Raw genomic sequence first — 24,354 nt, forward strand, 5'->3', positions numbered from 1 at the left:
TCTGAAATTAGAAATGAATAGAAAAAACATACATATTCCACCTATTGTTTACCTCGGTTTCGTAGCTGTTTTGCTTTTAATAGGCTGTTCACCCAAGTTACGCATGACGGGTGGGGAAATACGGGTGAGAGGCAATGCATCTTACTATGGAGGTAAATTTCATGGGAGAACCACCGCCAGTGGCGAACGATTCAATCAGAATGCTATGACGGCAGCACATAGGACACTCCCTTTTGGTACCAAGGTGAAGGTAAAGAATCTCAACAACGGCAAACAGGTAGTTGTGAGGATCAACGATCGGGGGCCGTCGTCCAAGTCAAGAATGATCGACCTCTCCAAGGGAGCGGCCAAAAAGATAGGGGTGATCCAAGCAGGGGTTGTGCCGGTGGAAATACACTATCATAATGGAGCCGCTGCCGGTAAAAAAATCAAGACGAGAAAACGGCGAAAGTAAAAAATGAAGAAAATATCAACTTGCAAGATACATGTACGTGTAATACTCCGTCAAATACTTGATCGCATGATCCTGATAAGCTTTGGATAACTCCTTAAAATCTCCGAGGTCATAATCTCCGCCATCGGTTGTGCCATCCGGGAAAATCAATTTCTGGTTGGCTTCCATAAAATACTTTATACGTTTCTTATCGACCATAATGACCTGAACGATCGAAGGACTGATGTCGCCTTTGCATGCTGACTGTATCATAAAAAATATTTCTTTGTAACCATCCTTGTCGATATCCGGAAATTGCGGTTCGGCCAGAAATCTAAGTTCCAGATCGATCGGACAATCAACGATACTGTCTTGATACGACCAAGTTTTTGTTAGTGTATTGTTCTCTTTGAGCCAGTGCGTAACGGTAATCCATTGCGAAGATGTTCCCTCGTCTTCATTTCTGACGAGTTCTGATTGCTCCATCAGCAAAAGGTTCTGTCCCTGTTCGTCCCACCAACTAACCGTATCGACCACTAAGGCACTGATGGCGTAAGGTTGGTCTTGGGCAAAGGCATCCGAACAATTAAGGCAAGCATAAATAAGCAAGAAGATTTTGATTGGGTTCATATGATATTTTTATTAATGCCAGAACAAAGTTAATCGTCAATACTCAAAGATAAAATCCCCGATTTTGGGGATTTTCTCCACAGTTTATTTTTTGGATTTTTGTTAGATAGAAAAAATACCACTATGACAGGGATGTTTATAAAAATTTCAAATAGTATTATTGTTGCGTTATCTGTATTGATGCTATTGGCATCATGTGATAATAGGACCAAAGCCCGGAAGCAATTCGTGTGGGACGAAGAAGTAAAAGAACTTACTGGAGAAAATCTATATAGTTGGCTGGAGAAAGCCCCTTTCGATAACGAACTGGAGAGAGCCGCAGAGGGTAAAATCGTCATCACCAATGCAAAGCAAGTATTTCCTTTTATGGGGCGCTATTACAATGCCATAGAGGAGTTGAGGAGGAGTCATGACACGGAGAACGATACGGTGATTTATACCGAACGGGATATTCTCTTTCAAGATTCTATATGGGGAGATTTATTTCTCAGCGCTACGTTGTTGTATGATAATCAAGAGGTTTTTCTGGATGAAAGCTATATCGAAACCGGGAATCCTTTTTTTGGCGGTACAGATGCCGTCATGGATATGCATCGGGCATATTTGTACGAAACCGCTGTGCTGGAAAAGAATTCGAAATATAAAGCCGGAATTTACTGGGTATCTGCAAATTACGATAATTATCTGCTTGGGTTTTATCAACAAGGACAGTTGGTCTTTGAAACGGCCGTGCCTGTATTTAGGGGAGACACATTGGCGACTCTGGATAAATTGCGGGAGGTTAGCCACGCGCTTGGGATGAATATTGCCGAATGGGATAATGCCAAGGTGGCGGATTTGCAACGGGTTGAAGACCCGGAGAGCTTTTGGCAAGACCCTTTTCAGGGAATTTATCCGCGTGAGTATTCATACGATGTTTATCTAAAAATAAAAGACACGCCGTTTATCCAGGACGAAAAACCGCGCAAAGGCGATTATTATTTTGCTTACCAATCGGATGATGGTCTGGTGGAGCTTTATGCTGAAATGCAGAACACCGGCTTAAACAAAGAGGAATTTGTGAAAGAAAGCCAGAAGTTGGGCAGTTACGAGTATATGTATAATGATGTTTTTTATGAAGAACAAAATGAAAAGGGCATTACTCAAGGCATTGCAAAAGTCTATGTGAAAAATCAACAATGTCTGGCATTACATTTTTCTTATGAAGAGAAAGATAATGATGCAAAAAAACAGATACACAGCATTTTGAAGTATGTCAAAGTCCTGAATTACGATGAAAAATGACTCAATGTTATGTATTACGGCATATAATTACCGATTTTATCCTTGACGATTCCCGTTGCCAGATTTACTTTATGTATCCCACCGTCGGATTGGATAATAAGATAATCTCCCACGGTCGTCACATCCGGTAATCCTTCTGCATTATTTGCGATGCAGATATTCCTTGCCGCATACCGTATAATCTCTAATTTCCGATAAAAACGAGTAATACGGCTTGAGACGCTTTTTGAGTCGACGCGGACCATCAGCACGTCATATTGCTGGTTTCCTTTCGGGTATAGAAAAGCATAAAAGGCAGTGTGTTCTTCACTTGGGATTTGATATTGTTTTAGTTCCACTGGTTGGGCGGGGTCGGAAATATCGAAGCAAAAAATCCCAAATGCTTGTCCGTTTCCCAACAGAAATTTCGCGTTATCAAATACCGTCAATGCTGAATACAACCCGCTGATGGCATCCTCCCCCTCATATTGATCCAGTCCGGGATTCAGCTTGTTAGATAGGGTCTTGTTTTTGTAATCAAATAGATAGAGGTGATACCTCGCTGTAATCAGCAACAAATTATCGGAGACTGAATCTTGGAATCCATACATATCCGGATCGTAATAATCATCCAGAAAATAATAGGTTTCCGAATCTTGCCGGTGTATTTTAAGATAAATGGGGGCGTGGACGTAGTAGATGTGTTGCTCTTTCTGAAGAATTTTCGTACGTGCATCATTTGCTTTGTTATGAAGCTTCCTAAGAGACAAGGTGTCTTTCGGTTCATAACAACCGATTTGAAAACTAAGTTGCCGAACACTGTCACGATGCTCCTTGTAGATAACAAACTCGTCTGCCGGAATAGGGAATGCTATCGGCTGAATCTGTCCTAAAACCGTAGAAAGACAGAAGAAAAACAAAATATAGAACCAGATTTTTAACTTCATTTCATTAAAGCATAACATCTTCTACAATCAATACACCATCTGTACTTTCAACGTAGCCGGTTCGTTGTCCGTCGGAAATCCGGAGCCACTTGGGGCGATATTGATACCGTATCGAACTGTCCGCTGCGCTGATAGTGAGCAAGGTGATTTCTGTAGTGCCGGGATGTTCTTTTAGCACCATTAATTTGCTGCCATAGACCAAAGAGTCAATTACTCGGCTTCCGTTGCCCAAGGTATCAAACATCGGAATACCCGACCGGCTCCAGACTTCGTATTCCTGCCCCTGAACGATGGTTACGACGTTCAGCATTAGTACGAACAAATACGTCGCTATTCTTGCCATAAATCGCTTTTTCATTATTTTTGTTTTTTCTGACGGCATGTGGTTGGGTTTAAAGGAGGTTGAAATAATTAAACACTTTCAGTCCTATTATAAACAGAAAAACGATATCGCCCAATAATACCGTAATAAAATAGTTGTCAAGTTTTCTTCGGAAATATAGGGAGATCAGTAAAGTGATTAAAAAGGCCATCGTAACGGATACAGAAGCGATAACCAGACTGCTAAGGTTAAAACGACCTTCGGTATTGATGTTGAAACTATGGATAAATGACTCCCCACGTAATCAAACTGTATAGTATAACAATATTCACTGGAAATAGCAACCAGGTCCAAATATTCGATGGTGAACCGATAATATACGCTTCAAAGAACTCGTCGATGGAAAACCGAAGCTTTACTGCGGCAATACGATGATTTCCGGCGAGGATATCTTCTTTCAGTGCAATGATATAATTTGTAATCGGAATGCGGTTGAGATACTGCGTAATACCCGACTGGAAAAATATCGGAACCGACTGATAGAAACGGTAAACCGTCTTGCTCCAATCCACCGTTTGACGGAGTTGCGCCTGCGAAAGTTCCTGCCGTCCATTAAATGAGCCTTCAACCCGTTGGATAATGTCTTCGCTGATTTTCGTCCGCTGCTCCAAGGTCATATCGTATACCTTCTTGATACTGAGCAGCATGATGTAACGATAAGTAAGATAGCAGGCCAGCATCGTGAAACCGAAGGCAAGCAATACAACCAATACAGAAATACCCATATTTGCCCAAGAAAAACCGGCTGCAGCCAGCTGAACAAGGGCATAGAAAACCAACAGGCAATTGGTCATGCCGAAAACCAATAGAATAAAAATCAGCACCTTGCCTGCGGAGATACCGATTTGGCCGGTTAGTTTTAGGATACCTTTTAATGAAGGACGGTTATTATATAGCTGGTTTGAATTTATCATCGTGTAGTATTAATTTGTTTTTTACTTTTCAACCGCCTCCACAGCACATAAGCCAAATGGATGATGATCGTACCACCTGCACCGAAAACCCAAAAGAGTAAAACAAGTCCCAAGTCCGACATCCCACAACGTAGCCCATCATTCGGGTCGTTTATGATCGTCAGCAACAGCTGCGGTACAGCGAAAAGGTGTAAACCCAAAAGGATGATCAAAACCAGATACTTCCAGGATGACCGGTTTCGCCTGTCCAGTTGTAGGTAACTCATAACCTGTACAGTAAACAAGATGCCGATAATGCTATACGATTCCATGTGATAACAAAGATATAGACTCCTGAGGTATCTTAAAACCCCCAATTTCCGTGATTTTATACTTGACGAACATTGACTAATTTAGTGGTAAGGAAGAAGACTAAAAACAAAAAATGAAAAAGCAATCATTATTATTTTTCACCATGTTATTTTCTGTTTGTGCCGTTGCACAGGAGTGGCAGGAATTTGAAAGTATAGCATACGACCGCTATAATCATCCGTTGGTGAAGGTCACGAAAGAAGGTCGGCAATATTATTACCATCTGGATGGAGCAATACTGGTCGATGAAATCGAGAATCAGGGGATGGGGATGACGGTGGCAATAAAAGATGGTGCTTATGGTGTGATTCGGGACGATGGTAAGCTACTTGTTCCTTTTGTTTACGATGAGATAAAAATGGAAGATGATTATACCGGGCAGTGGTACGAAGACATTCCGTATAACTACAAATTTCTCCGTCTACAGAAAGATGGTTTATACGGTGTGGCAGATAGCAATGGGAATATTTTGTCGGAACCGAAATATGCTACGCTGGAGATTATCAACAAGCATATCATTGCAGTAGCGGAAAATAACCGCTGGGGTTGGTTGGATGGCGAAACGGGTGAATTGTTGCAACCTTGCATCTACGAAGAATTAGGGAAAACATACGTGTACGATGATTGCGTCAATGTCAAACAAGACGGTAAATACGGTATTGCAAAGAAGGATGGAACGATCTTGATTCCGGTGGCATCGAAAAACGCCTTATTTTTTCCACATGCTGAAGAAGCGACCTATATATTAGGTGAAAAAGAAGATGTTTACACATTGTACGATAGTCTCGGCAACGTTCTGTTGGAAGGGGATTATCCAGAGTTGCGCGCGGTGCAGAACGGACATTTACTGTCTTATATAAAAAAAGGATTGACCGGTTTAATAGACCCGAGAAATGGAAAAGTAGTTGTGGAACCACAATTTTCCAGTATCCTCAGCAGTGTGCGCGGCCTGTATATTGTGCGGAAGAAAGATGGGAAGTTAGGTGTTTTGAATGAGCAGGGAAAATGGTTGCTGCCACCTGAATTTAGCCGGGCGGAGTTTATCAATGCCGAAGGGCGTGTCAAGCATAGTGCGCAAATTACCGATATCAGCTTTTACGGCAGATCGGGTAATCCTATCACGTTGGAACATGCCGCTAAAATAGCCTACGAGGCCAAAATAGACAGCCTGCCTTACTATATCCGGGCATACAGGGATGCAACTGTGGGTATCTATGATTGGGAGGGAAAAACATTGCTGTCCACCACGCTCGGTTCGTATGATGGGGTAACGTTGCGTTATTATGATGGGAAGGTCTATTTTGAGACTGTCGATAGTAATCATAAATGGAGTATGCGCGACGCTTCCGGCGAGACGATTTTGCCCACAGGATCATTGCGTGCGGGGAACTACCAGTATAGTGTGACAGAGATTGCAACTGATTATGATCTGCTGAAACGCTATGTTGATGTTGTCTTAGATACTAAAACCGATGATCCATATGCCAATTGGAAGCATGTCGGCCTGTTTGATCTCAAAACGGAAAGGATGGTGGTTGAACCTGCCTCGCAATCTATCGAATGGCTGAGCAGAGATTATTTTAAGGTTATCCCTCGGGCGAAAGAGGAAGAGCCTATCAAAATTTATGATTCAGCGGGAAAAATGCTGTCGGCGTTCGATAAAAATATCGTCGATGTGGAGCTGCTGAACAATGGCCTGGTGCTGGCCGAGAAAAAGGAAGGATATAGTGGCTATGTGCTGCTGTTGATGGATATTGAGGGAAATGTACTTTATGAAAATCCGAAATGGAGTAACCGTGGAAGTTTCGGAAATATTCGTTTTCCTGAAAATAAGCGATGGGTTAACCGTAATTTTCATGGTGGATGGAAGAAGATTTATGCCGATAAAACCAATCTTTTTGTCAACGAGACAGGGCAAGAAAAGTGCTTTTCGGACTATGAACAGGTAGATGGCTTCTTTGCTGGCTATGCACTGGCGGTGAAGAAAGTAACCACGGAAGATGAAGACGCTTTTCGTTTCGGCGGTGATTATTACCACTTTGGCGTCATCGACTCCGCAGGGCAGGAAGTGTTTGCTCCCGAATGGCAGTCGATAGCAGCCCATGGTGATGACCCTTATCTTCTCGTGGTACGGAAAGATAAACAATACGGATTGGTAGACCGACAGGGCAAGGTGATCCTGAAATCGGAATACGATTATATCGAATCGAGTGCTTCCGCACCGTACGTGCAGCTAAAGAAGAATGATAAATTCGGGCTGATGACGCCCAAAGGCGATATCGTGATTGAACCGCGTTATGAGGAGATATGGAAAAGCAGTCAAGGTAAAGAGAAAACCTGGCCGTTGCTCGTTAAGGAGGGCGAGTGGTATTATTTTGTAGGGAGAGATGGTGAACGGTATCCGATTAGAGCAAAGTTAAATGATTAAAAATATATGAAACAACTATACTGCATAATAATGGCATGGCTACTGGCAACGGACAGTATAGCCCAAAATACAACAGCGGTCGTTGATATAAAGCCACCGGCTAACCAGATAATATTGTCACCGTTCAAAAATGGATTCGCCAAAATCGTGGAGGGCGAAGAAATATATTACATCAATACCGGAGGAGAGAAAATAGCGTTTTTTGGAAATACTTATTACGATATGTTGGGTGCAGAACATTCTATCCAAGAGTATGAACGGGAACTGCTTGAACATTCGGAATTACTGCCGAAAACCGTATGGCACTATCGTGATGGGGATGACATTGGTGTTATTTCCCCAAAAGGTGATATCGTGCTGAAAGCAGCATATGATAACGTGGATATGCAATTCCGCACTTTTTGGAAGGTAGCAAAAAATGGGAAAGTGAGCTTTTTCCTCCCCGACAAAACGTTATTTCCTTTTTTTGAGGACATCGGTTATCTGAACGGTGAATATTTTGACGTGAAGCAGGATGGGAAATGGTATTTGTACAGCAAAACGAAAAAGAAAATCGTTACGAAAAACGCTTATGAAGGCTTCGACTACTGTGGGGGATGCGGTCGTAAATCAACTTATGTGTACGCAAAGAAGGGAGGGAAATGGGGCATTGTCAACTGGGACGAAAAAGTGTTGGTTCCCTTTGCGTTTGAGCATGCACACCGCGCTATGCGTAGCGATAATTGGATAGCCTCCTTTTCGCAAAATGGCAAAGATGTGATCGTCAATATCCCTACACAACAGGTATTTGATGCTACTTCACCGAAAACGGGCATTTTTTCTGGCATGTTGGTGACAAGCGAAAAGGGACAATTCGGTGCTTATAATCAGGAAGGAGAACTCGTTGTGCCGTTTGTGTATGATGAGCTGAACGAACCTAATGCTAACTCGTATCTAGGCTATAATGGTGATTACCTGCTCGCTAAAAAAGATCATCAAACGGGCGTGATCCATAGCGAAGGCACGGTGGTATTGCCGGTGGAGTACGATGCGGTGTCTGTTTACGATGATTGCTTTGTCACAAAAAAAGGAAATCAAACCTCCTTATGGCGGAACGGAGAAAGCAAGTCCTTATTGACCGCAGAAAATGCCGAAATTAGCCATGCGAAGGAGTTTTTTTATTCTTCGGGTAGCGATGGCGTTGCTGTTTTCAAGGTTAAACAAAAAGCCTATTACGGGGTGTATTTCGCAGACAGCAGAAAATATATTGAACCGGCTTTTTATCATGTTTCCGTAGTGGAAAGTAGGTTGGCGAAAGACGGTGTGCTCATCGAAGCAGAGAAGCAGGGTATCAAAACGCTTTTTGATACGAAAGGGAATAAGATACTGCCTATGGATGTACAGGACTACGAGCTGTTTGACCTGCGTGACAAATCATTGCTCGCGTTCAAAGCGAAAGGCAAATGGGGTCTGTATGATCAACAACTAACCAAAGAAATCGTTGCGCCGGGATACGAAAAATATTTTAAGGTATTGGATACCGCCATGCGACAGCCCATCATAGCAGCTTATAGCGACGGATTTAATGATATTGACCTGTACGATGTGCAGGGAACTAAACTGAACAATGCACCATTGCGTAACATATCAGCTATTGACAAGCAGTATTACCTGTTGGAGAGTGGTCAACATGGTGAATCGCAATTTGATATCCTCGATGCCGAACAAAAAACAATAGAATCACTAGATTATCCTTTTGTTGATCTGACGGGCGAATCTTCGAGGTTACTAATGGTTTCGGATGGCTTAGGGCAGACAGGCAAGTTGTATGATGTCCATACAAAAAAGGAACTGAAGCGATCGTATGTCTTCTTGGGCATGTTGCCTATGGATGTGGAACCCCAGGATGTGTCGGACGATTGGTGGTTTTATGGTTTCCAGTCGGGCGGGTTCGGTAAGGTACAATCCAAAGAGGGGATAGGCTATATCGATGAGCAGGGCGAACCACTGTTGCCGCCTAAATACGCGAAGGCAAGGCCGGTCGGTGAAGACCATATGTTGGTCAGCGAGGGGAATTATCGCAGTGGTTATCTACTTTCTTACTTCACGGATAAAAAAGGTAATCCAATATTTCCGGAAGGTTATGTTGCCGATGATCTCTTGTACGATAATATAGATTTGCTCCGTTTAGACGATAAAGTGCCTTTGATACGACATGTAAAGTACAACGAATTTGCTTTTGGTTTGGGCGATCTGAAAACAGGAAGGATTTTGATTCCTGCGGAATACGACGAATTGTTCACGTCTGAGATAGACTTTTCGTATGTGATACTGAAAAAAAATATAGGTGGAAACAGTGGGCTATTTAAATTTGGTATAGCCAATACCGACGGTAAAATACTATTCGAACCACAATTTGATGCCATAAATAGTCCCACATTTGATGCCTATTATCAGGGCACGGGAGAACCTTTGTTTCCGCTATTGGTACAACAGGATGGCGAATGGCGCTATATTTTGGAAAACGGTATGTATTTGTCTATCCCTACAACAACCGGTAATCCGTAGCCAGCTTAACCACCACCGCGATGCTGTTCGTTTCAAACTTTTCCATGAGATTTTTCCGATGAGAATCCACGGTATGGCTGCTGATAAATAATTTATCCGCAATTTGTAACGAGGTGTACCCCTCGGCAATCAAAGCGAGAATCTCTTTTTCCCTACGGGTAATGACAGGTACCGCTTCTGGACCCGCACAATGGGCATTATCATATATTTCCCGTACTTGTTGGCAGAGGTATGTTTCACCTTCCACCACATGATGTATAGCATCTACGATTTCATCTCCTGCTGAATTCTTCAATAAATAGCCGTTCACTTTATTTTTTAACACGCTACCAATAACCGCCTTTTCATTATGTATGCTTAAGATGATGATGCGAAGGTCCGGATAGGTTTCACGTAGCTGGCGGCTCAGCTCAATGCCACTCATATCTGGTAAGTTTATGTCGAGCAACAGTACATCGGGAACTTCTTGTTTCAACGCTTCGAGCATATCTGCTCCATTCGTGAAGAGCCCTTTTAGCAGCATATCTTCCTGGGATTTGATTAAGTTTTTTAATCCGTCCAATACGATCGGGTGATCATCTGTAATATAAATTTGTATCATATTCATTTGCGTTGTGAAGTTTTATCAGTGTTATAGGGTAACTTAAATAGGGCAATTTAATATTGTTGAAGTACCTACTTTTGGCGTGCTGTCGATTTGAAGCACACCGTTTAGAAATACGGCTCTAGCTTCTATATTTTGAAGTCCCGCACCCTTTTTTTGTCGTGCCAACGGGATATCGAATCCTATACCGTCATCCTCCACTGTTAATGACAGGTTATCACCTTCTTGGCGTAGTTCCACGAGAATATGACTGGACTTGGCATATTTGATCGCATTGTTGACAAGTTCTTGTGTTATACGATACACAACCACCTGTTTGTTCTTCGATAAGTTATTTTGATAGTTGAAGATTTGGCAAGTGATATTTATTCCAGACCGCTTCAGTGACTGGGAATATTCTCTCAGTGCCTCGTCCAAACCGTACCGTAGCAGAACCTCCGGCATCATGTTACGCGAAATACGCCGAAGTTCATCTACTGCTTGATCGATACGATGTAAACCGTTTCGGATAAGCTTCTGTGTGTTTTCTGTCGCAGGTAGTGCAATACCTCCGGAAAGCTCAATTTTAATACCTGAAAGCAAACCACCTAACCCGTCATGTAGATCACGGGCAATACGTGCCCGCTCATTTTCCTGCCCATCTATCATGGCGGAGAGTAAGGAAATTTTGTGTTCTTGACGGATGTTGTCCAGTTCCATTTGGTGCATGCGCTGTTGTTGTTTTAAGGTTTTAGAACGTTGTCTATAAGCAAAGAATAAGAATACCAGCGCAATGAAAATAGTTGCCGAAAGTAAAATATAAATATGGTTGAGTTTTTTTCGATGTGCAACCTGTTCTTCCAACATCGTCAACTTTTGCTCATTGAGTTCGGTAGCATATTTTACCTCCAATTCTTTCCCTAACGCCATCTTCTCATTGTCGAAACGCTGTTCATAATAGGAAAGGTACTTTTTGTAATATTCCAAAGCGGATTGATAGTCACCTTTTTTTTCCGCTACGGTTGCCAAGGCTTCCATTAAACGGATGAGGGTAGCAAGTTCTGGTATCTCATTCATATGGACATACATCGCTGCTTGATTAAGGTAATGTTCCGCGTCGTCCCATCGGTTTTCTCGTTGCGCGTACTCGTTCAAGATGCCATATACACCGGTAACGACTGTATACTGTTTGGTTTTCAATCCTTCTTTTAACGCAATATCTAAATACTGCTTGGCGGTGTCTTGATAGCTCAGAGGATAAAACTCGGAATATAGATTCGCTAGACCCAACGCATTAAATGGTAATTGCGAGCGGGTCGTAATACGGTTTTCATTCGCCGTAAAAGTGGATACCGATAACTTAAAGTAATATTCTGCCGAATCACGCAAGCGCTCTTCTGCTCGGTTCGCCCGATACTGATCTTCGAAAGTATAGGCTAAAGAATACAATGCGGACGTTAAGGCTTCGGCGTTACCAGCTTTTTGGGCATTATCTAAACCCAATCGGGCATATTTTTCCATATTATCCAAATCTTTCCATGCACCGTAGATACTATACAATTCTGAAAAAATAGAAGATTTAATCGATATATCAGAGATATCTATACTACCATCATAATATCGAAGGGCTTTAATAAAGCTAGCTATAGCTTCCGTAGACTGTTCATCTCGAGCTTCCATCCACCCTTTAGCGTACCATACGTACCCTAGTACACTCGGGTGGGTGTGTTCGGTTAGGTGGTCTAATGCCGATTGTAATATTGCGTTCGCTGTGGAGTCTCCCTGTATGCGCAAATGCATGGCTTGGATGGCTAAAGTCCGGGCAAGATACTGCTTGTCTTCCAAGGTACCCGCCAGCTGTAGTGCTTCATTCAGTAAGCTGTCAGCTGTTGCATCTCCATTATTAAAATAGTAATGGGTTGCGAGTCGTCCTAGTGTGAATATTTTCTCGCCCAACGGTAAGTCTCTCTGACGCAGTATCTGTTCCAATGAATCTTTTTTGGCAGTCTGTGCTTGAGGTAGACTTGGAATAAGGCAGGCAATCAACACGAGCAATGTCGTTGTTTTTAATAAAATATAGTAGGAGGGAGGAGAAATATAATTTGCCATTAGAATTATCTTATAGATGGTATCTTCACAAAAATATCTAAAATATTTTAACGCGGCGTTCAACTGCTGAAGTCAATGAATCCCTCGAGTCGCTTTTCTATTGCATCTTTCCTATTGATGATATCTTCTGCCGAAGGCTGTATTCTTTTTCCGTTGATGTCGATGTAAAAGAATTCTCCATCTTTTTCTACTCGGGTGAAGCCCAACGCATAATCTTCGATATAATCGTATTCGATAGGGATAATCACCTGGAAGCTACTATCCAAAAAGCCGCCCTTTCCGTCGTTGACCACCCATGCCCGATCTTCATAGAGCGGGCCGATACGATCGTACTGCGGCCGACAGAGGATGTGAAAATCGTAGTCCATCACTCCCATCTTATTGCCTCGTCGGAATGTACTGTAGTTTTTATTCCAATAGCCACTTATATAATCGTAATCACTATGCAGTAACAGACGACCGTACATGTCATATATATCGCTGCCTTGTTCCCTTTCCGCATAAATACGATTGTTAATGGAATCTACCGTAGTATTTTTGTATTGCAAAGGTACGAATATACGACCCTTTGCATCGATAATGCCTTTCCGTTTGCTGCTGTCTACTTCTGCATATCCATAACGAAAAGAGCTTACCTTGTCGTAGACGAAGGGGATACGCAATCGGAATTTCTCATCCGCAAAACCCCATTTTCCTTCTTGTTTGACAGCGACACGATTTTGAGTGAAAGTACTGATATCTTCAAATTGTGGGGGTAAGAGCTCCGTAAGTGTCGTATCGATAAGCCCCACGAGCGAATCGATACCTACAGTCGCTAAGTCCTTTCGGTCACTATAGGAGAGGGGGTAGAGCGATTCATAAGGAAACTTCAATTTATTCATCATCAACCCTGTTTCCGGAGAGAGAAAGGTGAAATTGGAACCACTTTTACCGTAAAAAAGCCTGTCTCCAAAAGGCTTCAGATCGTGCATAGAACTCGGCTGGCGATTATACAATGGATAAAACATGGGGCGTTGATTGCCCAGCTGATCGATGGCGATATATATCGGAAGTTGTATTCCTGTGGTGTCGATAATAAATTGACTTGTAATGCCTTCTTTACGTGTACCTACTACGGTTAATCCATATTTGTTGAATCTGTAGGCACTATGGTATTGGGGAGGGATCACCTCTTCTCCTTGGCGATTGATGTAACCATACCGCTTATTGTAGGGATCACTTTCGTCCTTTTGTTCGACAATAGCGAACCCATTGGAAAATATATAACTATGCGCGTAAGGCAACTCTTTGATGATCTGAAAATCGGTATCCATTAATAGCATCTTACCATCTTTTTGCATGCATATTCGCCCTTCAGAAAACCTTGGTTGTATTACTTCGTCGTAGATAAAAGGTAATAAGGTTTTCCCGGTGGTGTCCACAATGCCATATTTGTCGTCTTTCATCGCCACCAGGAATCCCTCATCAGAAACAAACCCTAAAAATGGATATGCTGTGGGTAGAATCACTCCGCCATTAAAATCAAATAAGCCTGCAAAACCGTTTTCAACGGCACGGAGGAAATTGTCCCGCTGTATCGTGATAGCAGTATACATGGTGTCAAGTATAATATGTCCGTTCGGATTGGCTAAGCCGATTTTTTTATGAGCGACGTACAATTTATAAGTTCCTTTTTCCCAAGGTTCAATGCGACGATATTGAATAGGTAAGATTTCTCGTCCGAGTGTGTCAATTAAACCATATTTTCCATTTTTCCGTACAAGAGATAGGTGATTGACGAATGATTTTACGTCCTCATATTGTGAGGGGATGACTATTTCGCCCTGTGTGTTAATAAAGCCGTATTGGTTATCGATTGCAACGGCTGCGCGGTTTTGGGAAAAAGGTAGTGCCCAGTCAAATTGTGGCTTGATAACCCATTTGCCACGATGGTTGATATAGCCCCATTTATCGCCTCGTTGTACCGCGGCGAGACCTTCAGAAAAAGCATAAGCATAAGGAGCTTGGATACGGCGCATCTGTTTCCCGTTCTGATTGACATAGGTATAATGATCTTGATAGTGTACAAGTGCCATGCTGTCGGTAAAATCATCTGCCCAATTAAAAATAGACTGTATAGCCCTCTTGCCATCTTGCGAAACGTATCCCCACGTTTCCGTCATACTATCTAAGCGTATTAATGACCAGCCATGAAGCGTGTCGCCTTGATAAGCGTAGCCTTCTTGTTGTTGATGTGACAAAAGACGGTTCTTCCAGCTAGAACAAGAAGCCAGAAAAATCACCATAATGATAAATAAAACTATATATTTCTCAATTTTCAACTTCTCCTAACAAATAACACAAAAATCTTTCATCAGATATAGCAAGAGCAATAACAAAAGGATAAAAATCGTTCCACCTATTATGGCCCACCAAGCCTGTGTGCTGCGTTGAATAAATAGGCTATATAACCCCAAAACTATAGCCGTCCCGGAGAAAAATAAGTAACTGTAAAAAAGAAATGATTCTACACGTATAAACTGATGCAGCCAGAAAACCGAACCGAAAACCCATAGTAACAAAAATAAAAAGCCGCATATCATACTGATAAGAGCCAGTATGGCGGATGGATAATGGTCTTTTTTCCGTTTTGGGGCGTTCATTGTTGCTGCTGTTTACGTTACAAACAAAATTACGGAAAGCAAGTGGGTAGAAAAATAGCGGAAATTAGGGATAAAAAAAGCTCCGAGGTTTTGAAACCTCGGAGCTTTTTTTATTACATGAATTTATAAAATTAATTTACTGACGTTGAATCCGCAGGAGCTTCTTTTGGGCCAGGTACGATGTCAACCAATTCCACGTCAAACACTAATGGCGCATACGGCGGAATAGTACCACCACCACGTTCGCCATAACCGATGCTAGATGGAACCAATAACGTGGCTTTAGAACCTTTGCTCAATAACTGTAAGCCTTCTGTCCAACCTTGGATGACCGGATCATGGCCCACGCGGAAACGAATCGGTTCATATTGGCGCATTGGATTGAATTTATTCTCTTTTTTCGCCAATTCTGCATCATTCGTATCGAAAATAGTACCATTTACTAATGTACCTGTATAATTAACAACTACTGTGTCACCAACAACCGGCTTGTTTCCAGTGCCTTCTTCTTTGACGATATATTGTAAACCAGAATCTGTTTTCTTAGGCTCTAACTTGTTTTTCGCGATGTAGTTCGCTAGCTTACCTTCCTCGGCTTGTTTCAATGTCTCGATTTCCGCTTTGAAGTATTCATCAACTTGCGCATACATAGCAGAATCCGTTAAATCACCTTTTTTAAAGTGCTTTCTTACCTTCACTTTAAAAGTAGCATACTTGTCTGCAAACTCCGGTTTCGGTTGTCCGGTTTTAGCAGCCATGGTGTCTAGGTTCAAACGGAAAATAGCACTATCGCCTTCTCCTAGCATTTTGAACATCGAATTATAATCACCAGCGTATAACCCTGGGATAGAATCTGGAGCGATGTTTACGATTTGAGGCAAACCGATATCGTACGTACTTTGCAATAAGGAATCCTTACGATCCGATGTTACAATCATGTCTACCGACAATAGATCACCTGCTTGGGCTTTTTCTGCTCCTGCGTCTTTAACAATGTTATATTCAAGACCGCCATCGCCTTTCTTGAAGTTCTGGCAACTGGTTGTAGCTAATAAACCCACAGCAGCCGAAAGGAATAAAATTGATTTCTTCATTCTGATATAGTCACTTAAGTTATGTTGTTAATATTTCTTTATATGCTGGTAATATAGATTTGAACTTGTTTACCGTCTGGCTAAGTGTTTCCGTCGAACTACCCCCAGAAGCGTTTAAATGTCCTCCTCCGTTAAAGTATTTTTTACAAATTTCATTACATGGAATTTCTCCAGTCGATCGCAAAGATAATTTAATTAATTCAGTTCTGTCAATAAATAACGCAGCTAATCGTATGCCTTTAACAGATAGGGCATAATTTACGAGCCCTTCCGTATCTCCCGTGGTCACTTGGAACCGTTCTAAATCCTCTTTTGTAACAGCAAATACCGCTGTGTTGTATTCGGGGATGACTTCCAAACAATTTAACAGGCAATATCCCAAAAATTTTAATCGATTTTCGGTAGAGCTGTTATAGATGTGTTCATGAATCTCCCAATTCCTGGCTCCGGCTTCAATAAGTTTTGATATGATTAAGTGCACGGCTGCGGTAGTGGAGCGGAAGCGAAACGAACCGGTATCTGTCATGATGCCTGCATATAGACAAGTAGCAATTTCCGGTGTTATACCCGTAGCATCTTCATAGATGTCGGTGATAAACGTATAAACCAGTTGGGCAGTAGCCGCCGCCGTGGCATCCCAATAACTAAGGGAAGCAAAATCTTCGGGATCCAGGTGATGATCTATCATCCACTTTTGGCCACTCGCGGCTCGAAGAACAGGCTCTAAAATATTGGTGCGGCTAAGTGCGCTGTAATCCAGACAAAAAATAATATCGGCTTGCTGTATGAGCTGTTCTGCTCGTGTCGTATTATTTGGGAAGATAATAACATCTTCACGCCCCGGCATCCAGTTGAGAAAATCTGGAAAATCAGACGACAATACGACCACTACTTGATGCCCTTTCGTTTTCAACCAATGGTATAAACCTAAAGAAGAGCCAAGTGCGTCTCCATCCGGTTTGTGATGGGTTGTGATAACGATATTCTTAGGTTGAGCCAGTAAGTGTAAATTATTTTCTCCTGTCAGCATAAATCTTGTAAGTGTGCAAACCTACTATTTATTTACGGGTTGTGAAAATTTTTGCTATGATCTCTTTCTTAAAAAATGTTAAGAAAAGTTAAGTTGTTCATACAGTATCAATGCCGAAAGGCATATAATTTTCGGTCTCGTCTCACACAAAGCAAATAAGGCGCGCTATTGTAATCAATTTTTCCATAATAGAAGTCCGGTAATGCCTCAATAGGAAAACCATCCCGTATCGATCCCTTTTCATCAAAAAGATAGATAAGATAGTTTTTACGGGAAGCGATGCCTAATAAAGAGCTATTTGAGCCGTTTGCAAAATACTGTGGGCGATCGGTTATCTCTTGGGTAAACGTAAAATCGAATAATGCACTGCTGTCCTGTATGTTTTTCGTCAATAAATGCTTTTGATCAATAATCGCCATACGATATGCTATGCCGTCCGTGTTGGGAAAATACGAAATCAAGGAACGATTTGCCCCCTGTTCCAGTTTATATGTCTTAGGCTCTTCTTTAAAATCCATGGTAAATGAAACCTGAGCGGTGTCAACGGCATATACCGCGTGTCGGTTTTGCTCCAATCTAGCAATGGCGATCGGGTTTTTAAACTGACTGTCTGTGATAATTTCTTCCTTAAGAAGATTGCCTTGCGCATCGAATTGATAAAAGTGACCGTTTTCTGTGCCAACGAAAACTTGATCGCTGTGCACTTTGATATCAAACAATATTTTTCCCTCCAGATTCTTATCGCCCCAGCTTTCCTCTTTTTTACCGTCTGTTGTGTAGACCAGTAATTTACGACCGGCGGGAATAAAAATCAATTGTTTACCACCGATGTTGCTGATCGTAGGTGTATAGGTCGGTTCGCTATCCATCCCTAATGAAAAACCGGGTAACGAATTACCTTCTGGATCAAATCGATAAAGCCTGTTCCGATCGGTTACTAACACAATAGACCGGTCATCCAATTGTTGGGCTTCACCCACTACGCGTCCGTGAAATACAGTAGACCAAAGCTTGTTGCCGGAAGGATTAATAGCGTGTACCGTGTGGTCTTGCTCTTGTATCAAGATAAATTGACTGGTATCCGAATGTTCGAAAACCTGTGGTGCGGTAATCGGTCGATTATTAAATTCATATATCCAGTCGGCTACAGCACCCAATGCATTCTTACTTTTGTATACACCATAAATACTAGTCTGAAAATTACCATTATTACCCGCAATCTGGATGGACCAGGAATAAAAATCCTGATAACCGAAATCTTCTTTATCACGAAAACTTTCGCGATAGGCAGCTTTTAGGAGACTATTGATGATGGATGAAGATGCTCCTGTACGGACGAAACAGGTGATATTAGCCTCATTTCCTTGTATTCTTTCCGAATTTTTGAAACCTACGGTGTTCGTCAACAGGTTCACGCGTTCCCAATCACGTCGGTACTCGGCCAATAGGCTTTGATAGTTAGCTAATACGAGAATATTTCCCACACGCAAAAAATACGGACGTGTGAACGATTTAAGCGGGTCTCCATAAAGTGCAAATGGGATATTCGAATGGTCGAATCGATAAAGAGAATCCGACACTCTAGTGGCTATTGACGCAATGAATGTCTCTAGTTTGGCAGAATCTGCGATGGAAATAAAAGCCAGTTCGGTTTGGTTACTTTGCTCTACCAAAGCAAATTCCCGACCGAAAATAGGACGTATGTCTTCTTCAAACGAGACATCTTTGCTTTTTTTTATTTCTGCAAACTGTGCCTGCAATTGAGGGAGTTCTTTCCGTTGTTTCAGCAACGCAAGTAAATCTTTTCGGAAGCTATCCGAATCGCTAATAGCGAAAGAAAGATAAGAAGCTGTATTCTCAGGGAAGTAATTATATAACGTTTGTGAAGTCTTATGCTGGTTTCCGAACAGCTCAATATAGTTTTCTTTTCGATGTGCCGTTTCACTTTCACCACTCAATATCAGTGCATCATTCTTGAAACTTAAATTCCATGCAGATTGCCCGCCGAGGTTGTCGAATAGTTTGATAAAGTCGCCTGCTTTTCTGCGCATAAGATGTTGAGCAATACGGGGTATTTGCTCATGAACAAAATATACACTAAGAGGTGAATTTCGGCTATTATTTTCTACAAAGTAATCAATTTCTTCTTTACCCAATTTAGGGGTATGCTTGTCCATTATCTTATATAATAGACTGTCCGAAAAGGAAGCAAAGAAGATGTTTTCGTGGTATACAATATGGAATATGGAATCTTTGATCCCCTTGTCTAGGCTGTAAATGTGATTTTCAAGCGTATCTTTTTCTGTTATGGTATATGCGGACGCAGCATTCTCCAGGAACGAGGTGATTGCTGCTTGGTCAATATGCGTTAACGTGGGGATAGTAAACAAGGTCGTGATGGCTTCGTTTTCCGGATGGAAAGAAACGTATTGGTCGACTCCATTTACATAAGGTTGGATGGCCGCATGTCGTAGAAGTTTCGCCTTTAATATCTGCCACTGCTCAAACTCCTGTCTTCCTATCATGGCTTCGAAGATTTCAAAATCCTTAAAGATGTTGTCCGTTGTCGCATCATTTTGGAACGTGGCAACCAGAAATGTCTCTTTCGGAAGGAAAGTAAGTGGCCGGAGTGTCTCTTTTTTTTCTCCTTCTAAATTTGCAAAATAATATAGGGAAGCACCAATAATGGCGACGAACAGTAAAATGGTAATAATAATCGTATTTCTCATCAAGCACAGCCTCTAACAGACTCAAAATTAAAAAAAATAAAATGTGTTTGTGCCTTTCCATCTTATATTTTGTTACATTTATAGCATAGAAAGAAATATCATTAGAATACAATCTCTTTTATGAATAAACAAATTATATTGATAGCGTCATTTTTCGGATTGACCGCTGTGATATTGGGGGCATTCGGGGCACATGGATTAGAAGGGAAAATCAGCGACTACCATTTGACTACCTGGAAAACAGGAAACCAATATCACTTCTATCATACTTTTGCATTATTGTTTTTGTCCACTTTTTCCAGAGCTAAGAACGCTTCTATACGGGTTTCTTTTATTGCTTTTACAATTGGTATCCTATTGTTTTCGGGTTCTCTATACCTGTTAAGTGTCCGTTCGTTAATTGGACTAGAAGGATTCGGATGGTTAGGTCCGGTGACGCCGCTTGGTGGACTTTGCTTTATGGTAGGATGGGTAGGGTTGTTTGTAGCCGCCGTCCGGAATCGGTCTTAAGATGTCAAATACCTCTTTATTTCATAGTGATCGGGAAACACTATTTGTTGATGTTATTTTACCATTATACATCGCTAAAACCTACACCTATCGCGTTCCTTTGGAATGGAATGCAGAGGTGGCCATTGGAAAGCGCGTTATTGTACAATTTGGGCGTAATAAAATCTACGCAGCGATCATTCATAAAGTTTCTAAAGAGGCGCCACTAAGTTATGAGGCGAAGTATATACTCCATGTCATAGACGAGGAACCGGTGGTTGATTCCAACCAGTTAGCTCTTTGGGAATGGATTTCCAGTTACTATATGTGCTATTTAGGAGAGGTTATGCAGGCGGCTTTACCCGCAGCATTAAAGATGGCGAGCGAAACAAAAATTGTGGTATCAGAAAATGGAAATCTGGATCGTTCGCTTTTGTCCGATAAAGGATATATGGTCATGGACGCGTTGGATGTGGCAGGAGAATTGACAATAAACGATATTGTTAAACTATTAGGGCAGAGCACTGTTTTTCCCCTATTAAAAAAACTTTTTGATCAGGGGTACATTTTAATTTCAGAAGAGATTAAAGATAGGTATGTGCCGAAACGTAAGGCGTGTTTGAGGTTCGCGCCAGAATTTGATGATGCCGAGGGCATACGTAGTCTACTCGATTCTTTAAACCGTGCACCGAAACAACAGGACGCAGTTCTAGGCTTTATTCAACTTCGGAAAACCATGGCCGATATTACGCGACAAGATATTATGGAGGTTACGGGGGTAAGTTCGGGAATCGTAGGGTCATTGATCGAGAAAGGGGTGTTTGTGGTAGAGGAGAAGATCGTCTCGCGTTTAGGAGGTGAGGAAGTAGAAATAACGGCTGATTTTGTATTCAACGAAGTACAACAACAAGCTTTTGACCAGATAGAGGGTTTTTTTGAAAAAAAAGACGTGGTGCTTTTGCATGGTGTCACGGCATCAGGCAAAACACAGATTTACATACGTCTTATTGAGCAGGTCATCAGGGAAGGCAAAAATGCCTTATATCTCTTGCCGGAAATAGCACTGACTACACAGATTACAGATCGTTTGAAACTGCATTTTGGAGATAAATTGGGTGTTTATCATTCGAAATTTAATGATAACGAGCGCGCAGAGGTATGGCATAAGGTGTTGAAAGGTGAATATAAAGTGGTGGTAGGTGCCCGTTCTTCGGTGTTTTTACCTTTTCAGCATTTGGGATTGGTCGTGGTTGATGAAGAACATGAGAATTCATATAAACAATATGAACCTTCTCCTCGTTATCACGCTCGTGATACCGCGATCTATCTGGCGCATCTACAACAAGCAAAAGTGCTGTTGGGTTCAGCTACACCGTCGATAGAAAGCTATTACAATGCTAAAGCTAGTAAATATGGGCTTGTAGAATTGAAGGAGCGCTTTGGAGAATCTCAATTACCCGATATACAAATAGTCAATATAGCAGAAGAGGGACGTAAAGAGCAAATGTTCTCTTACTTTAGTGGGGTTTTGTTACGAAGTATAACAGATGCGTTGGAACGTAAGGAGCAGGTTATCCTGTTTCAGAACAGGCGCGGACATACACCTTTTGTACAATGTAATACCTGTGGCTGGGTTGCCAAATGTGTGAACTGTGATGTAAGTCTGACGTATCATAAATCCACTAATCATTTGCATTGTCATTATTGCGGACACACCGAACCCCCGATACAGGTTTGCCCCGCTTGCGGAATGCCACATATTGAAAGTAAAGGATTTGGAACAGAAAGAGTAGAAGAAGAATTGGAATTGCTGTTGCCACAAGCACGCATAGGACGTTTAGATTTAGATTCTACTAAAGGGAAATATGGATTTGAGAAGATCATTACGGCGTTTGATGAACACGAATTCGATATTCTGGTAGGCACACAGATGGTGGCAAAGGGTCTGGATTTCGGACGTGTGAGTCTGATTGGCATTATCAATGCCGATGCGATGATTAATTTTCCGGATTTCCGAGCGTATGAACGTGCGTTTTCATTGTTTTCGCAGGTAGCCGGACGCGCAGGACGCCGGGAACACAAAGGAACAGTGATTATTCAAACCCATACCCCTCATCATAGGGTGTTGGAACAAGTGATTCAACATGATTATGAAGGGATGTTCATGACAGAAATAAAAGAGCGTAAGAACTATTTATATCCTCCTTTTTACCGTATTATTAAATTAGATGTTCGTCATACAGACATGCAGAATGCTCGTGAGGCGGCTAATCGTTTAGCAAATTTGCTCCGTACGCAACTGGGGAATAGGGTACTCGGACCGGAACCACCTTTAATTTCGCGTATCCGGAATCACTTCATTCAAACGGTTACCTTAAAAATAGAACGTAACAACGTAAGTATCAATCGAGTCAAGGAATTAATCAACCAGGTGATAACGCAATTTGGTATGGAAAAACAGTACAAAGGCGTACGTATTTCCATTGATGTAGATCCTTACTGATCTTTTCGCTCTTTCCACTGTTTGGAAAACGATTTTTCTGCGAGCTTTGGAAGCTTTCGATGCTCTCCCCAAGTTTTCTTGAAAAAAAACTGTAAGAAGAAATTTTTCGTTTTTCCACTAAAAAAATCGAGTAAACCGCGATGTTGGATAGTATAAGTAAATACTTTCCACACACGTTTTTCCTTTTTCGGAATTAAACCCTGCTGTACCGAATCCCGACGATTAAGTAACGCCAACCGGAGGAAGTCGATGCCAACGGCACATGCGTCGAAGCATTTTCCACAAAGTGGTGAAGCGTAAGCCGGATACTTGAATTCCGATACGCTTGTTAAGTTGGGAGGTATAAGTGAATCGATAAGGATTTGATAGGTTGTGTCATACGTTTTTTTAGTAATATTTTGATAGGTTGGACATACACTTAAGCAGGCTTCGCAACAGATGCAATAAAGAGCTTGGCGCTGGTCGTTTTTTTCCAATACATTCGTCCGGCCGTTGTCGAGTAAGATGACATACATTTCTTCTGGGCCATCCGTATCGTGCTCTTGTCGGGGTCCACTTAGAATCGTATTATATGCCGTAAGATTTTGGCCCGTTCCATGTGAAGCTACTAAAGGCCAGAACAGATCCACATCATTGATACTAGGAATGATTTTTTCTATTCCGACTAATGCAATGTGAACCTTTGAAAAGGAAGTGGCAAGTCTCGTATTCCCATCATTCTCCGTAATAGCAATGCTTCCTGTATCAGCGATAATAAAATTTGCTCCCGAGATGCCAATATCTGCCGTTGTGTACTTTTTCCGTAACAATTCACCGGTTTTCATCGCCAGTTGTTCTGCTGATGCATCTGACGGCGTGTCAAAATTATGCTCGAAGATTTCGACATTTTGTTTCTCAAAAAAATGGTTAAGCTCGATTTCCTCCGTTACCATAGACTTGGATTTCACGACAGATTGCGCCTGATGACGTTCCATAATTTTGGAAATCTCCTGACGAGCTTCTTCCGCATCATTAGCCCAAATAACCTGTCCACCTCTTTTGGTAAAGTTGCTTTCAAAATCTAAGAGATAACGCTCTAGATTTTCGATCGTTTTCCACTTGATTAGATTGGCTTTCTTTTTCGAATTTTCCAAATCGAGAAATTTGCTTTTACTACGCTCAAATGCGAGACGATACTTGTCTAGATTGGTGCTGATAATCTCCCGACGCCGTTGGTCAAAGGGTTTGGTAGCACTATCTTTTAAAAACTTATCTGCAACACGCTCTCCCATGAGGTAAAA

18 protein-coding genes are annotated in these 24,354 nt (G+C 41.7%); 6 read left to right on the forward strand and 12 right to left on the reverse strand.

The annotated features are described in order from the left end of the window. Nucleotides 1–13 precede the first annotated feature (13 nt). The gene (locus tag FXV77_RS03725; protein ID WP_148917828.1) at nucleotides 14–454 is read left to right on the forward strand and encodes a septal ring lytic transglycosylase RlpA family protein; all 441 of its coding nucleotides are present in this window, start codon (nucleotides 14–16) and stop codon (nucleotides 452–454) included. Between the two features lie 15 nt (nucleotides 455–469). Here FXV77_RS03725 and FXV77_RS03730 read toward each other — a convergent pair whose 3' ends face one another. Continuing rightward, complete coding sequence (locus FXV77_RS03730) at nucleotides 470–1,063, reverse strand: M949_RS01915 family surface polysaccharide biosynthesis protein (RefSeq protein ID WP_148917829.1); 594 nt, start codon at nucleotides 1,061–1,063, stop codon at nucleotides 470–472. Nucleotides 1,064–1,186: 123 nt separating this feature from the next. Here FXV77_RS03730 and FXV77_RS03735 point away from each other — a divergent pair, with 123 nt between their 5' ends. After that, nucleotides 1,187–2,347 (forward strand): hypothetical protein, encoded by a 1,161-nt coding sequence (locus tag FXV77_RS03735; RefSeq protein ID WP_148917830.1) that lies wholly within the window; start codon nucleotides 1,187–1,189, stop codon nucleotides 2,345–2,347. Between the two features lie 14 nt (nucleotides 2,348–2,361). Here FXV77_RS03735 and FXV77_RS03740 read toward each other — a convergent pair whose 3' ends face one another. From FXV77_RS03740 to FXV77_RS03755, 4 genes are all read right to left on the reverse strand, one after another. Then, nucleotides 2,362–3,273: an LVIVD repeat-containing protein gene (locus tag FXV77_RS03740; protein ID WP_148917831.1), complete on the reverse strand. Its 912-nt coding sequence runs from the start codon at nucleotides 3,271–3,273 to the stop codon at nucleotides 2,362–2,364. Nucleotides 3,274–3,277: 4 nt separating this feature from the next. Continuing rightward, on the reverse strand, nucleotides 3,278–3,631 hold the full coding sequence (locus tag FXV77_RS03745; protein ID WP_148917832.1) for an SH3 domain-containing protein: 354 nt from the start codon (nucleotides 3,629–3,631) through the stop codon (nucleotides 3,278–3,280). Nucleotides 3,632–3,873: 242 nt separating this feature from the next. Next, nucleotides 3,874–4,569: a hypothetical protein gene (locus FXV77_RS03750; RefSeq protein WP_148917833.1), complete on the reverse strand. Its 696-nt coding sequence runs from the start codon at nucleotides 4,567–4,569 to the stop codon at nucleotides 3,874–3,876. Further along, a complete protein-coding gene (locus tag FXV77_RS03755) occupies nucleotides 4,566–4,880 on the reverse strand; it encodes a hypothetical protein (RefSeq protein ID WP_148917834.1) in 315 nt (104 codons plus the stop codon). Before FXV77_RS03755 ends, FXV77_RS03750 begins: the two co-directional genes overlap by 4 nt. A 113-nt stretch (nucleotides 4,881–4,993) precedes the next feature. On the opposite strand from FXV77_RS03755, the gene FXV77_RS03760 reads away from it, so the two are divergent. Both FXV77_RS03760 and FXV77_RS03765 read left to right on the forward strand, forming a co-directional pair. After that, nucleotides 4,994–7,348: a WG repeat-containing protein gene (locus FXV77_RS03760; protein WP_148917835.1), complete on the forward strand. Its 2,355-nt coding sequence runs from the start codon at nucleotides 4,994–4,996 to the stop codon at nucleotides 7,346–7,348. Nucleotides 7,349–7,378: 30 nt separating this feature from the next. Beyond that, entirely contained in the window at nucleotides 7,379–9,895 is a 2,517-nt protein-coding gene (locus tag FXV77_RS03765; protein WP_187443989.1) for a WG repeat-containing protein, read from the forward strand. On the opposite strand, the gene FXV77_RS03770 is transcribed toward FXV77_RS03765, so the two are convergent. The 6 genes from FXV77_RS03770 to FXV77_RS03795 form a co-directional block, all read right to left on the reverse strand. Next, on the reverse strand, nucleotides 9,873–10,496 hold the full coding sequence (locus FXV77_RS03770; RefSeq protein ID WP_148917952.1) for a response regulator: 624 nt from the start codon (nucleotides 10,494–10,496) through the stop codon (nucleotides 9,873–9,875). The two genes, FXV77_RS03765 and FXV77_RS03770, sit on opposite strands and share 23 nt — an antisense overlap. 42 nt (nucleotides 10,497–10,538) lie before the next feature. After that, nucleotides 10,539–12,587 (reverse strand): sensor histidine kinase, encoded by a 2,049-nt coding sequence (locus tag FXV77_RS03775; protein ID WP_148917837.1) that lies wholly within the window; start codon nucleotides 12,585–12,587, stop codon nucleotides 10,539–10,541. Nucleotides 12,588–12,646: 59 nt separating this feature from the next. Then, entirely contained in the window at nucleotides 12,647–14,827 is a 2,181-nt protein-coding gene (locus FXV77_RS03780) for a WG repeat-containing protein (protein ID WP_187443990.1), read from the reverse strand. Nucleotides 14,828–15,360: 533 nt separating this feature from the next. Further along, nucleotides 15,361–16,323 (reverse strand): FKBP-type peptidyl-prolyl cis-trans isomerase, encoded by a 963-nt coding sequence (locus FXV77_RS03785; protein WP_148917839.1) that lies wholly within the window; start codon nucleotides 16,321–16,323, stop codon nucleotides 15,361–15,363. A 19-nt stretch (nucleotides 16,324–16,342) separates the two neighbouring features. Further along, complete coding sequence (locus FXV77_RS03790; RefSeq protein WP_148917840.1) at nucleotides 16,343–17,353, reverse strand: DHH family phosphoesterase; 1,011 nt, start codon at nucleotides 17,351–17,353, stop codon at nucleotides 16,343–16,345. A gap of 107 nt (nucleotides 17,354–17,460) precedes the next feature. After that, nucleotides 17,461–20,082, reverse strand: coding sequence for an NHL repeat-containing protein (locus FXV77_RS03795; RefSeq protein WP_148917841.1), 2,622 nt, complete (start codon nucleotides 20,080–20,082; stop codon nucleotides 17,461–17,463). A gap of 120 nt (nucleotides 20,083–20,202) precedes the next feature. Here FXV77_RS03795 and FXV77_RS03800 point away from each other — a divergent pair, with 120 nt between their 5' ends. Both FXV77_RS03800 and priA read left to right on the forward strand, forming a co-directional pair. Next, a complete protein-coding gene (locus FXV77_RS03800; RefSeq protein ID WP_148917842.1) occupies nucleotides 20,203–20,592 on the forward strand; it encodes a DUF423 domain-containing protein in 390 nt (129 codons plus the stop codon). A gap of 1 nt (nucleotide 20,593) precedes the next feature. Beyond that, entirely contained in the window at nucleotides 20,594–23,074 is a 2,481-nt protein-coding gene (priA, locus tag FXV77_RS03805; protein WP_148917843.1) for a replication restart helicase PriA, read from the forward strand. On the opposite strand, the gene FXV77_RS03810 is transcribed toward priA, so the two are convergent. After that, complete coding sequence (locus FXV77_RS03810; RefSeq protein WP_148917844.1) at nucleotides 23,068–24,345, reverse strand: LUD domain-containing protein; 1,278 nt, start codon at nucleotides 24,343–24,345, stop codon at nucleotides 23,068–23,070. The two genes, priA and FXV77_RS03810, sit on opposite strands and share 7 nt — an antisense overlap. Nucleotides 24,346–24,354 lie beyond the last annotated feature (9 nt).

Source organism: Sphingobacterium phlebotomi (assembly GCF_008180195.1).
Classification (GTDB): Bacteria; Bacteroidota; Bacteroidia; order Sphingobacteriales; family Sphingobacteriaceae; genus Sphingobacterium; species Sphingobacterium phlebotomi.